This is a genomic window from Pseudomonas sp. PAMC 25886 (assembly GCF_000242655.1).
In the GTDB taxonomy this organism is placed as follows: Bacteria; Pseudomonadota; Gammaproteobacteria; order Pseudomonadales; family Pseudomonadaceae; genus Aquipseudomonas.
Window position 1 is genome coordinate 42,380 of the sequence record NZ_AHHC01000042.1, and the last position, 12,836, is coordinate 55,215.

Consider the following 12,836-nt stretch of genomic DNA (forward strand, 5'->3'; position numbering starts at 1 on the left):
CGCGCTTCAGACCGAAGGCGGGGCTTTTGCGTTTCTACCTACTTGGAATGAAAACGCCGGTTCAATGCGATCCGCTTGGCCTCCACTTCCCGCAGGTGTTTGCGGTGACGGCGCCACAGCACCAGCACGATGATCAGCACCAACACCACAAAACCACCGCCCCACAACAGATACGGCATGGCAGTGATCAACAACGGCACATCCCCGCCGCGACGCAGGCTGGTGACTTCTTCGGAACTGACGCTCAGCGCCGGGTTGCCGAAGGTGTGCAGGCTGTAGTTGGCAATGGCGGCGATTTGCGCGTCGTTCAGGTCGCTGCCCAGGGCCGGCATGCTCACGGCGCCGTCAGCCCCTTTGCGGTCGATGCCCGCGATGATCGCCATCACCAGGTTGTTGGCCTGGTTGCCGTTGAGCGCGGTGTTGAGGCTCAGGGACGGGTAGAACTTGTCGGCACTGCCCTGCCCATCGCGACCGTGACAACTGGAACAGGCCGAGTTGTAGAGGCGTGCGCCATTCAGGCCGGTGGCATCGGCCAGTGAGGCCTGGTCGCCCTGGCCGGTTTCCAGGGTGCTCATGTCCACGGGTGTGACCTTGCGCACGACGCGCTCGGCCTGCCCGGGGTCGCGGATCGGCGGCACGCTGTGCAGGTAGGCGGCCATGGCGTGCAGGTCGCTGTCGCTGAGGTAGCGGAAGCTGTTTTCCACGGCTTCGGCCATGCCGCCTGTCGCCTGGGCCTTGTCGGCGAGGTGACCGTTTTTCAGGAAGTTGACCAGGTCGTCGTCGCTCCAGTCCCCCAGGCCACTGACCTTGTCGGAGGTGATGTTGGGCGCGACCCATCCCCCCAGTTTCGCACCGGCCAGGTACTGGCTGTTGTCCTCGGCCATCAAGGCATTACGCGGGGTGTGGCAGGCGCCGCAGTGGGCCAGGTTGTCCACCAGGTACTGGCCACGGCTGACCTGTTCGGTGGCGCCGGGCTTGGGCACAAAGCCCTGGCTGTCGAGGAACACCAGGTTCCAGCCGAACATCAGTTGGCGGATGTTGAACGGGAACGCCAGGTGGGTTTCCGGCACCGGTTGGTCCACGGCTTTGACGCCCTGTTGCAGGTACACGTACAAGGCGTGGATGTCGTCATCGCTCATGCCCTGGTACGAGGTGTAAGGCATTGCCGGGTACAAGTGCTGGCCCTTGGCGTTGATGCCTTTGCGCAAGGCGTCCGCCAGTTGCTGCTCGGTGTAGTCGCCGATGCCGTAGGCCTTGGACGGGGTGATGTTGCTGGAGATGATCTTGCCCATGGGCGAGTCGATCACATACCCACCGGCCAGCGGCGCGCCGCCGTTTTCAGCCGTGCGGTGGCAGGCTTCGCAGTCGCCGGCACGGGCCACATAGGCGCCTTTCTGGATCAGCGCGGCGGTGTCTTCAGCGGCAAACGCCGGCAACGCGGTGAGCAGCAAGGCCAGCAACGGAAATTTAAGCAATCCCATGACCTAGACCTCCCGCGCAATGATGTCGGCCATACGGATACTCAGCGCCACGCCCGCCAGGGTCGGGTTGATGGTGCCGGAAGCCGGGATCACCCCGGTGGTGGCGAGGAACAGGTTGGCGTGGTCGTGGGTGCGGCACTCGTGGTTGACCACCGAGTCCTTGGGGTTGGCGCCCATGATCACGGTGCCCATCAGGTGGTCGCGGTTCTGGTAGCCGGTGTTGTCTTCCACCACCGTGCCGCCCATCAGTTGCACGAAGTGCGCATAATCTTCGGTGACGCCGGCCTCGGCCGCCTTCACGTAATCGCCCACCTCGTAGTTGACCACCAGCATCGGGATGCCCAGGGCGTCCTTGCGGGTGCGGCTTGGGCGCACGGTGTTGGTCTGCAACGGCAGGGTTTCATACACGGTGGACACGTCGACCCAGCGCGCCGCGTCGTGGCGGATGCGCTCGTCCAGCTCCTTGCCGTACACGCCCTGGGCGATCAGCCGTTTGGCCACGGCAATGTTCGGCACGTTGTTGGAGATCGAGTGTTTGACCGAAGCACGCTCCTTGCGGAACTCACCGTCGCGACGATTGAAAATCCCGCCCTGTTGCACCGCCCCGCGCCCCGGCCACAACGGCTCGTCGGCGACAAATTGCAGGCCCTGGCCGGTGTGGTCCATCAGGTTGCGACCGACCTGGTCGGAGGAGTTGGCGACCTCGGAAATCAGCAACAGCTTGGGGGTTTCCAGGCCATGGGCGGCGACGATGAAGTACTTGGCCGTGAGCCGCACATCGGCGCCGGTGGAGCTGCGGTAATGGATCGCGACGATCTTGTCGTCGGCGCCTTTTTCCAGCTTGTAAGCGGTGGCGTCGGTGATCAGCTTGGCGCCGGCCTGTTCGGCGTGGCGGGCGTGCACGTCGCCGCTGTACATCGCGCCGATGGGACAGACCGGCATGCAGTTGTTGTTGCCGCTGCACGCCGGGCGCCCGTCGTAGGGTTCGGTGGCGCGGCCGTTGGGCTCATGGATAAAGTGATACCCCGCCGGGGCCATGCGTTCGCGCAGGCGCTGGAACAGGTAGGTATCGCCTTCCGGCGCCATCGGATAGGGGCTTGAGCGCGGCGGGAACGCGCCGCCGCCCTGCCCGCTCTGGTCCTGGGTGTCACTGCCGCACACGCCGAGGGCAATTTCTGCGCGCACGTAATAGGGTTCCAGCTCGCTGTATTCCAGCGGCCAGTCGCGACCTACGCCGTACAGGGTCTTGAGCTTCATATCGTTGGGCAAGTAACGCCAGCACGCCGCCGCCCAGTGCCAGGTGGTGCCGCCCACCAGTTTCAACATGCCGGGGCGGAACTCGAAAGAACCGGTGTTCTCGATGTATTGCTCATCATAAGAATGATGGGCCCACGGCTCATTCGGATACGGCGAGTTGTAATTGCCTTTATTCGACGAATTACGGAAGTTCTCGACTATCTTCCAGCGGGGAATATGTTCACCCGCTTCCAGAATAATCACCGACTTGCCGTGTTTGGCCAATTCAAATGCTGCGTTAGTGCCTAATGCGCCGGAGCCAACCACAATGACATCGGCGTCAAAATCCTGATTCATAAAAGTGCCTTGTCTTAGTCGTTGGCCAGCGTGGCCGGAGGATTAACCCAGTAATTGGTTTTTCCCCGGGAGTACGTCGGGATCACCGTGGCGTCTGCGGTTGGCGCATAGGCCAGGGCGCCGGTGAAGGTCACCAGCCGCGTGCCGTCGGTGGCGCGCAGGGACACCGGGGTGCCGGTGTAGCCCAGGTACCAGGCCGAAACGATTTTCTGCGTCGTGTCCTTGACCACCGGGTCGCGGTAGAACGGGCTGCCGGACAACTGGCTGACGCTGCGCAGGTGATGCTGGCCGACCTTGCTCCACAAGGCTTTGATCTTCTCGGGGAATGCAGGGTCGTTCTGGGTGCACTGGGCCAGGATGCGCAAGGACAAGGCGGCATCCAGGCTCGGGCGTTCGAGGAGGAACATCGACAATTGGCGGAAGGATTCAATGTCGTCGCTGGCGGCGCTGCTGACGTCCTGCGCCAGCGCGGCACCGGCCCACAGCGGGGCAAACAGGCCGGCGCCGGTCAAGGCTGCGCCTGAATAAAGAAGTTTTCTTCGGGTAATCACGGGGTATCTCCTCATGAGTCGAACAACAATCGGCGCAGAGGCCAAGTTCGACTTCACTGCAAAAGGCTGAGTACTTCGTTCACGGAGGTTGAACGGACTTTAAGAGCCCTTTTTATAACTGCCAGGAGAACGTCAAGCTGTCGTGCAGCTTGTTAATTATGGATATAAGCAATAGCGCGACCGTCTATAACAGCCGCTTAAACACCGTACAGCAATTTATCCCGCAATAACATGAAACATCCCCCGGGGTAATGACTCAGTCAGGCAGGTAATCCGCGAGCGGGTACTTCGCGCACAAGGTTCGGGCCTGTAAACGCAGGGATTCCTGCACGACGGGATCGAGGGTGTATTTGTGCTCGTTGAGGGGCGTGACGGCGTCGAGTACCCGGCCAACCAACTCGACCACCTGGCGGCATCCATGGGCGTCCACGTGGCGTTGCGCCAGGGAGCCGCTACCGATACACAACCCGTTGGCGACAAATGACGGTCGCGTCTCACCCGGTGCGCGATGTTTGTCCACGATGATGCCGCATTGCTCCAGCGCCGCCTGGGCGACAGAGCCGGTGATGCCGCCACGCAGGCGGATCAGGATCGAGTGGTTCTCACTGCGCCCGCCCACCACCTCGTAGTCACAGGCCTGAAACGCGTTGGCCAGTTCATCGGCGGTGGTGCGAATCCGCGCCATCCAGGCGTCGAATTCCGCCGACATGGCGTAGCCGAACGCCGCCGCTTTCGCCGCGATCATGTTGAAGGCCGGCGCGCCCTGCATCCGCGGGAACACGGCCTGGTCGAGAAGACGACTGAAGGTGGTCTTGAGGCCGGGCACCTTGGTTTCCGCGTCGCGCCCGGAAAGGATCAGGCCGCCGCGCGGGCCGCCCAGTTGCCTGTGAGTGCACAGCGTGGTGACGTGGGCCGCGTCGACCGGGCTCGGATGGCGTCCGGTGGCGACCAGGCCGGCGACGGTCGAAATATCCGCCAGCAGGATCGACCCGGCTTCGTCGGCAATCGCGCGGAACCGTTCAAAATCGATGAGGTGCGAGTAGGCCGTCGCACCGCAGATGATCACGCGCGGGCGATGGGCCAGCGCCTGTGTGCGCACCTGTTCGTAGTCGATCACGCCCTTGGAGGTGGTGCCATATCTGAGCGCCTTGTAGTACGCGCCAGTGAACGCCACCGGGCTGCCATGGCTCAGGGGCCCGCCATGATCGGTGGCCATGCCGAGCACCGTGTCGCCGGGCTCGAGCAAGGCCGCCAGCACCTGGTAGTTGGCCGTCGATGCGGAGTGAGGTTGCACGCCGGCGTATTGCGCGCCGAACAGCTCACGCGCCCGGCGGACCGCCAGGGCTTCGACCCGGTCGGCGTTCTCGCAGCCGGCGTGATGACGCCAGCCAAGGGCACCCTCGGCGGTCACGTTGACCAGCACCGAGGCGGACGCCGCCAGGATGTGCGGCTTCACGGCGCAGGACGAAGCGGCCAGTGACAGGGTTTGGTGCTGGCGCGTGACTTCTGCATCCAGCAGCCCCGCCAGCTCTGCGTCTTCTGCCCGAAGATCCGTCCGCCCTCGTTGCAACAGGCCGGCGTGGTGGGTAAGTGGTTGCATGTTGACTGTCATAGTCATGTGTTCCTTCCCTGAAAATCCCGAGCACCTTTCCGTTGGGCGCAGGGCAATTAAGCAGAAAAATGAACATTTTCCAAATTAAATGATTCTTTTTGCCGGGGTACGGGGGGACAAGGCGCGGTTTTCCCTGGCTGGATGCTGGCCAATCGCCAAAAAACTGATCACGGTCTTTATTCTTGTAGCGGGTGCATGCAACACTTCGCGCCGCGGCGAAGCCCGCAACCCGGCCAGAATGGACGCTCGGTGTAAAACATAAGGAAGTGGTGGGCACTTGATTCATAGAAAAGAACGCACCGAGTATTTGAAGAGCAACATCAAATACCTGATCAAAAGCCGCGGAGAGACACAGCTGTCGTTGTGCAACGCGGCCGGCCTGACCAGAACCACGATCTACAACATTCTGGAAGGCAAAGTCGTCAACGTACAGCAGTCCACCGTCCGCAAGATCTCGGATTTCTTTGGCGTCTCCTACGAAGAAATCGAGACCCTCGACTTTGAAGAAAAAGAAATCATCGACAGCAGTATTTCCCCCCAGGGAAATATGAACCCGGCTGCCGTGCCGATCATCAAGCAAAGCCTGGTCATGGCGAGCATGCACAAGCGCATTGGCGAACTCGCCACGCTGTACCCGCTGACCTACTACTTCGGCACCTCCTACAACTTGATCGCTGTTCTGCTGGAACATGAAATTGCCGGCGTCAACGAGCCGGGGGATTTGTTGATCGTGCAGAAGGGCTCGTCGAGCGACGATAAGGAAAAGTTGGTGTACGACTGCGTCAGCAAAACACTATTCATCACGGATGAAGCGTGTGTGAGCTCGGATCGTATCTGTGTGGTGGGAGATATCATCGAGGAGCGCTTCAATGACCACGTATGAACACGACGTCGAGAACAGCAAATACAAGTTGCTGGGGTTCGAGAATGACAAGAGCCTGGCGGTGATCATGGTGATCGCCACGGGCAAGGTCATTCGAGTAAAGCTGAGCGAAGTGCTGAACAGCGAAATCATGGACAATTTAAATAAAATGGAAGTCAAGAACATGTACAAGAAGTTCTATTCCCAGGGCGGGGCGCTCACCGCGTACGAGCTCAATGACCGCAATGAGAACTCATGGATGATCTATATCATCCTGAACTTGCTGCTCTTTACGTTCTATATCTTTACCAGCATCGCCGCGACCAAACCGATTTACCTGGAGTCGCTGGGCATTATCGTCACACCCGGCACGTTTCTGTACCCGCTGACATTCCTGATCGTGGACTTGCTCAACGAGCAGTTCGGCCTCCGGCTGGCGCGAAGGGCCATCCTGTTTGCGTTTGCCAGCAACGCGATGATCATCATCCTGCTCTACGGCTCGACCTTCCTCCCCGGCTTGCCCGGCTGGAAGCTCGACGGACCTTACAACGACGTGATCATCCAGGTATCGTCGGTGTTGATCGCCTCCTCGGTTTCGTTCCTGGTGTCGGAGAACATAAACTCGTACCTGCTGTGCAAGATCAAAGAGCTGACCAACTCCAGGTATTTATTCCTGCGAATTTTCCTGAGTACGTTTTTCGCGGTGATTATCGACAGCTTCCTGTTCTGCTTCATCGCGTTCTACGGCGCGATGCAGACCAGCGACATCCTGAACATGATCTACGTGCAGATCGCGATCAAAGTCTGCTTTGCCTTCTTCAACATCCTGCCGGCCTATGGCGCCCGCTCGCTGTTCAAGCGCTACATCACCGGCGATAACCAGGCTGCGCAGCAAACCAACTGATCGGTGAACGTTCCCGTGCTCAGCACGGGAACGCTCGGCATCAAGCCAATTTGCTTTTCAGGCTCTGCAGGACGGCTGCCTTGTTTTCCAGGTAGTCGTTCAGGCCGCGTGCGCGAAGGTTGCACGCATCGCAGTTGCCACACCCCGTGCCGATGATGCCGTTGTAGCAGGTCAGGGTCTGGTTGCGGATCAGGTCCAGCTGGTGGTGATAGTCCGCAAGGGCCCAGGTCTCGGCCTTGTTCAGCCACATCAGCGGCGTTTCCAGGCGCACGTCGTATTCCATGCCCAGTTGCAGCGCTTTATTCAGCGCCTTGACGAACTCGTCCCGGCAATCCGGGTAACCCGAGAAGTCGGTTTCACACACGCCGGTGATCACGGTTTCTGCCTTGACCTGATAGGCGTAAATCGCCGCCAGGGTCAAAAACAGAATGTTCCGGCCTGGCACGAAGGTGCTTGGCAAGCTCTCGCCCGAGCTGTTCACCGTGGGCACCGGAATGTTGTCGCGGGTCAGGCTGCTGATGGCCAGTTCGTTCAGCAGGGACACGTCCATCACCTTGTGAACGGTGGCGCCCAGTTGCTTGGCGAGTTTCTGCGCGACTTCGATTTCTGCCACATGCCGCTGGCCATAATCGAAGGTAATGCAGTGCACCTCGTCATACAGCGGCAGTGCCTGGATCAGGCAGGTCGTCGAGTCCTGCCCACCACTGAATACGATAACGGCTTTTTTACTCATCACGCTGCTTCCTGCATTTGTAAGATTTGGCATAGTTTAAAGGCCCCTCAATAAAAAACCCCGCGCTTCTTTCGAAGGCGGGGTTTTTTACTGCTTGATCACTCAGTGGGCGTACGTCAGCAGCAACTCTTTCGGCACCTGGAAATCCAGGGACATCATCACGCTCAAGGCGGTGATGGTGAAGATCGAGAAGACGAACAGCTTGCGTGCCCAGACGGTGTCATCCACCGCCTTGTAGCCGGTCCAGGCCATGTACAACCAGTACATGCCCATGGCGGCGGCGACGGCGAGGTAGCTCATGCCGGCGTAGCCACTGAAGGTCAACATCAAGGTCGCCACGAGGAAGGCCAGGATGTAGAGCAGGATGTGTTTCTTGGCGACCCGGATGCCACGCTTGACCGGCAGGACCGGAATCGAAGCAGCCAGGTAGTCGTTGAAGCGGAAGATCGCAATGGCATAAGAGTGCGGCATCTGCCACAGGCTGAACATCACCAGTAGCACCAGCGCGGCCATGTCGAAGCTATTGGTCACAGCCACATAACCAATCACCGGCGGCATCGCCCCCGACAGACTGCCCACCAGCGTGCCGTGAACCGACTTGCGCTTGAGGTACAGGCTGTAGAAGCCGACGTAGATGACAAAACCGATCACGGCAAACAGCGCCGCCAGCGGGTTGGCCACCTTGTACAACAACACCACGCCTGCGATACCCAAAACGGTTGCGAAGATCAGTGCCAGCTTCAGGGAGATAAGGCCCTGCACCAGCACACGATTCTTGGTGCGCTCCATCTTGATGTCGATATCGCGGTCGATGCAGTTGTTGAATACACAACCGGAAGCTACCACCAGGGACGTGCCGATCATCGCAGCCAGGAATATGGCCAGATCGACATGCCCCTTGGAGGCCAGGAAGAAACCGCCTGCCACAGAAAGCACGTTACCGAAAATGATCCCCGGTTTGGTGATTTGGATAAAGTGCTTAAGCGACATCGGGTCTTACCTCACTTCGCCATCATGAACGTATGGATGCTGAACATGATCCATACCGACAGGCCAACCAGCAGGAGGATCACCAAGCCTGCGAACACGAACGCAATCACGTTATCGCGTTGAGCCTTCGAGCGGTCCAGGTGCAGGAAGTACACCAGATGAACCAGCACCTGAATCACCGCGAACGCCAGGACGATCATCAAGGTGATCGACTTCGGCAAGGTTGGGTACATCACCAGGCCGAACGGGATCAGCGTCAGGATGACCGACAGGATGAAGCCGATGGCGTACGACTTGACGCTGCCGTGGCTGTCATCGTGGCTGTCATGGGAATGTGCATTAGCCATTACAGAGTCCCCATCAGGTAGACAACGGTGAAGACGCAGATCCAGACCACGTCCAGGAAGTGCCAGAACAGGCTCAGGCAGCTCAGGCGAGTCTTGTTGGTGTTGGTCAGGCCATGTTTGTTGACCTGATACATCATGGTCGCCATCCAGATCAGACCGGCAGTCACGTGCAGACCGTGGGTGCCTACCAGCGTGAAGAACGCCGACAGGAAGCCGCTACGGTGCGGGCCGTAACCTTCGGAGATCAGCAGGTGGAACTCGTTGACCTCCATGCCGATGAAGCCCAGGCCGAACAGGAAGGTCAGTGCCAACCAGCTCAGGACGCCTTTCTTGCTGCCCTTGTAGAAGGCCAGCATGGCGAAGCCGTAGGTGATCGAACTGAACAACAGCAAGGCGGTTTCGCCGAGCACGTAAGGCAGTTCGAAGATGTCGTGGCCCGACGGGCCACCCGCTACGTTGTTTACCAGTACCGCGTACACCGCGAAGATCGACGCAAACAAGATGCAGTCGGTCATCAGGTAGAGCCAGAAACCGAAGACGGTCATTGGCCCCGAGTCGTGGTGATGGTCATCGTGCCCATGGTCATCGACATGGGCGTGTCCAGCATTGGTCACTAAGTTCGACATGGTTTAAGCCTGTTCCAACGAGGTTTCAACACGGTTGGCCGGGATCTTCTTCTCGGCAACCAGGCGAGCGTGTTGCTCGGCTTCGATGCGTTCGATCACGTCGACCGGCACCATGTAGCCTTGGTCATCACGGGCAGCGTGAACGATGAAGTAGCCGATGGTGCCCACCAGGCTCACGATGGCCAGCCACCAGATGTGCCAGATCATTGCGAAACCGAATACGGTCAACAGCGCGCCCATCACCACGCCAGTGGCGGTGTTGTTAGGCATGTGGATCGGTTCGTAACGCGCAGGCTTCTGGTACGCAGTACCGTCTTCCTTGGCTTCGGTGAACGGATCGATGCTGTCAGCCTTAGGCAGTACGGCAAAGTTGTAGAACGGCGGTGGCGACGAGGTCGACCATTCCAGGGTGTGTGCATTCCATGGGTCGCCGGATTCGCACAGGTTCTGCTTGCGATCACGCACGCTGACATACAGCTGGATCAGCTGGCAGGCGATACCGACAGCAATCATCAGTGCACCGACCATGGCGACGTACAGGTACGGCACCCACTCAGGGTTGGTAGTGGCGTTCAGACGACGGGTCATGCCCATGAAGCCCAACGCGTAGAGCGGCATGAACGCGACGAAGAAGCCCGAGATCCAGAACCAGAATGCAGCCTTGCCCCAGCCTTCGTGCAGCTTGAAGCCGAACGCTTTCGGGAAGTAGAAGCTGAAGCCTGCGATGTAGCCGAATACCGCGCCGCCGATGATCACGTTGTGGAAGTGAGCAATTACAAACAGGCTGTTGTGCAGTACGAAGTCAGCACCCGGGATGGCCAGCAGTACGCCGGTCATGCCGCCGATCGCGAAGGTCACCATGAAGCCCAGGGTCCACAGAACCTGGCTGGTGATACGCAGACGGCCGTGATAGATGGTGAATAGCCAGTTAAATAGCTTCACCCCCGTCGGGATGGAAATCAGCATCGTCGCCAGTCCGAAGAACGCGTTGACGCTGGCCCCCGAACCCATGGTGAAGAAGTGGTGCAGCCAAACCATGAAGCCCAGTACCGAGATCGCGCCCGAGGCGTAGATCATCGAGTGGTGACCGAACAGGCGCTTGCCCGAGAAGGTCGAGATCACTTCAGAGAAGATACCGAACGCTGGCAGGATCAGGATGTACACCTCAGGGTGACCCCATGCCCAGAACAGGTTCACGTACATCATTGGATTGCCACCAAGTTCGTTGGTGAAAATGTGGAAATCCAGGTAACGGTCAAGCGACAGCAACGCCATGGTTGCAGCCAGAATCGGGAACGATGCAACGATCAGTACGTTGGCCCAGGTGCAGGTCCAGGTGAAGATCGGCATGTCCATCAGCTTCATGCCAGGGGCGCGCATTTTCAGGACGGTGGCCAGGAAGTTGACCCCCGTCAGTGTCGTCCCGAGTCCTGATAACTGTAGCGCCCAGATGTAGTAATCCACACCCACGCCCGGACTGTAAGCCAGGCCCGACAACGGCGGATACGCAACCCAACCGGTCTTGGCGAATTCGCCGACGCCCAGGGACAGGTTGATCAGCACCACGCCGGACACCAGCAGCCAGAAGCTCAAGGAGTTCAGGAACGGGAACGCAACGTCACGCGCACCGATCTGCAGCGGCAAGGCAAGGTTCATCAGGCCGGTGAAGAAAGGCATCGCCATGAAGATGATCATGATCACACCGTGGGCGGTGAAGATCTGGTCATAGTGTTCAGGAGGCAGGTAGCCAGGCGAACCCTCGGTGGCCATGGCCAACTGGGTACGCATCATGATGGCGTCGGCAAAACCACGCAGCAGCATGACCATGGCAACGATGACGTACATGACGCCGATTTTCTTGTGGTCGACCGAAGTCAGCCACTCGGTCCACAGGTAGGTCCACTTCTTGAAGTACGTGATACCTGCAAACAGTGCCAGACCACCCAGCGCGATCATGGCGATGGTCACCATCACGATCGGCTCGTGGAACGGGACCGCATCCCAACTTAATTTACCAAACATCGTTTACTCCTCTGCCCCAGCAGTTGAATGCGAGCCCGTGTCAGAACCTTCAACCGCGGCCACTTCTTTCTTCTCGTGCTCGATCGGCTTGCCTGGCTTCATACCTTCGTACTTGTCGACGATTTTCTGAAACAGGTCCGGCTCGTACGTGGAGTACAGGGCGACTGGGTTGTTCTGGCTTGGTTTGGCAAGGGCGTCGTATTCAGCTTGATCAAGCTGTTTAGGTGCGGCCTTGACTTCGGCTACCCAGGCGTTGAAATCTTCCTGGCTCGTCGAGATCGCTTTGAATTTCATGCCGGTGAAGCCAGCACCGCTGTAGTTGGCGGAGATGCCTTCCATTTCAGCTTTTTCGTTCGCGATCAGGTGCAGACGGGTCTGCATGCCTGCCATCGCGTAGATCTGGCCACCCAGTGCAGGGATGAAGAACGAGTTCATCACGGCGTCGGAGGTGATCCGGAAGTTAAGCGGGGTGTTCTCCGGGAACCGGATCTGGTTCACAGTGGCGATACCCAGGTCCGGGTAGATGAACAGCCACTTCCAGTCCAGCGCGACCACTTCGATGTTGATCGGCTTGACGTCGGAGTCCAGCGGACGGTACGGGTCCAGCTCGTGGGTCGACTTATAGGTGATGTAACCCAGGGCGATGATGATGAGGATCGGAACCAGCCACACCGCGATTTCAATCTTGGTGGAGTGCGACCACTTCGGCGCGTAGGTGGCGCTGGTGTTCGACGCGCGGTATTTCCAGGCGAAGGCGAACGTCATGATGATCACGGGCACTACAACCAACAGCATCAGCAGAGTGGCGGTGATAATCAGGTTTCGTTGATCCAGACCGACCTGACCTTTGGGGTCGAGCAAGGTCCACTTGCAGCCTCCCAGCATTAACAGCATGCCGAGCAGCGGCAAAAAGCCTAGTAATCGGGGGTACCTGTTTTTACTCATCTCACGACCTCTAAAGCAGCTTGCGCAATGCAGTTGGGTTTTGATCGCCAACACTTCACCCTGCCAAGGGTTGGCATTTCTCTTCGATTGAATAAGGGCCTGCCCGTCGCACCTTGCGCGAATCGACACGTCCCGGGCTAGCGGTGAGTTCTTATTCGAATTCGTTGGTC

12 protein-coding genes are annotated in these 12,836 nt (G+C 59.0%); 2 read left to right on the plus strand and 10 right to left on the minus strand.

Annotated features, from left to right (window positions below):
* Positions 1-38: 38 nt before the first annotated feature.
* The 4 genes from MUM_RS0113070 to glyA form a co-directional block, all read right to left on the minus strand.
* Positions 39-1,481: a c-type cytochrome gene (locus MUM_RS0113070; RefSeq protein WP_010170325.1), complete on the minus strand. Its 1,443-nt coding sequence runs from the start codon at positions 1,479-1,481 to the stop codon at positions 39-41.
* 3 nt (positions 1,482-1,484) lie between these two features.
* A complete protein-coding gene (locus MUM_RS0113075; RefSeq protein WP_010170327.1) occupies positions 1,485-3,074 on the minus strand; it encodes a GMC family oxidoreductase in 1,590 nt (529 codons plus the stop codon).
* 14 nt (positions 3,075-3,088) lie between these two features.
* Positions 3,089-3,625, minus strand: a complete 537-nt coding sequence (locus tag MUM_RS0113080; RefSeq protein ID WP_169386243.1) for a sugar dehydrogenase complex small subunit — start codon at positions 3,623-3,625, stop codon at positions 3,089-3,091.
* Between the two features lie 256 nt (positions 3,626-3,881).
* A complete protein-coding gene (gene glyA / locus MUM_RS0113085; protein WP_010170332.1) occupies positions 3,882-5,237 on the minus strand; it encodes a serine hydroxymethyltransferase in 1,356 nt (451 codons plus the stop codon).
* A 277-nt stretch (positions 5,238-5,514) separates the two neighbouring features.
* Here glyA and MUM_RS0113090 point away from each other — a divergent pair, with 277 nt between their 5' ends.
* Complete coding sequence (locus tag MUM_RS0113090) at positions 5,515-6,120, plus strand: helix-turn-helix transcriptional regulator (RefSeq protein ID WP_010170334.1); 606 nt, start codon at positions 5,515-5,517, stop codon at positions 6,118-6,120.
* On the plus strand, positions 6,107-7,003 hold the full coding sequence (locus MUM_RS0113095) for a queuosine precursor transporter (protein WP_010170335.1): 897 nt from the start codon (positions 6,107-6,109) through the stop codon (positions 7,001-7,003). The genes MUM_RS0113090 and MUM_RS0113095 overlap by 14 nt, the downstream gene beginning before the upstream one ends.
* Before the next feature lie 40 nt (positions 7,004-7,043).
* Here the strand turns inward: MUM_RS0113095 and queC are convergent, their stop codons facing one another.
* The 6 genes from queC to cyoA form a co-directional block, all read right to left on the minus strand.
* Complete coding sequence (gene queC / locus MUM_RS0113100) at positions 7,044-7,736, minus strand: 7-cyano-7-deazaguanine synthase QueC (RefSeq protein ID WP_010170336.1); 693 nt, start codon at positions 7,734-7,736, stop codon at positions 7,044-7,046.
* A 102-nt stretch (positions 7,737-7,838) separates the two neighbouring features.
* Positions 7,839-8,726 carry a heme o synthase gene (gene cyoE / locus MUM_RS0113105; RefSeq protein ID WP_010170337.1) on the minus strand — a complete coding sequence of 296 codons (888 nt, stop codon included), beginning with the start codon at positions 8,724-8,726 and terminating at the stop codon, positions 7,839-7,841.
* 11 nt (positions 8,727-8,737) lie between these two features.
* Positions 8,738-9,073, minus strand: a complete 336-nt coding sequence (cyoD, locus tag MUM_RS0113110) for a cytochrome o ubiquinol oxidase subunit IV (RefSeq protein ID WP_003216374.1) — start codon at positions 9,071-9,073, stop codon at positions 8,738-8,740.
* The gene (locus tag MUM_RS0113115) at positions 9,073-9,699 is read right to left on the minus strand and encodes a cytochrome o ubiquinol oxidase subunit III (RefSeq protein WP_008435616.1); all 627 of its coding nucleotides are present in this window, start codon (positions 9,697-9,699) and stop codon (positions 9,073-9,075) included. The genes cyoD and MUM_RS0113115 overlap by 1 nt, the downstream gene beginning before the upstream one ends.
* Before the next feature lie 3 nt (positions 9,700-9,702).
* The gene (cyoB, locus tag MUM_RS0113120; protein ID WP_010170338.1) at positions 9,703-11,721 is read right to left on the minus strand and encodes a cytochrome o ubiquinol oxidase subunit I; all 2,019 of its coding nucleotides are present in this window, start codon (positions 11,719-11,721) and stop codon (positions 9,703-9,705) included.
* 3 nt (positions 11,722-11,724) lie between these two features.
* Positions 11,725-12,666 carry a ubiquinol oxidase subunit II gene (gene cyoA, locus MUM_RS0113125; RefSeq protein WP_010170339.1) on the minus strand — a complete coding sequence of 314 codons (942 nt, stop codon included), beginning with the start codon at positions 12,664-12,666 and terminating at the stop codon, positions 11,725-11,727.
* Between the last annotated feature and the right edge of the window lie 170 nt (positions 12,667-12,836).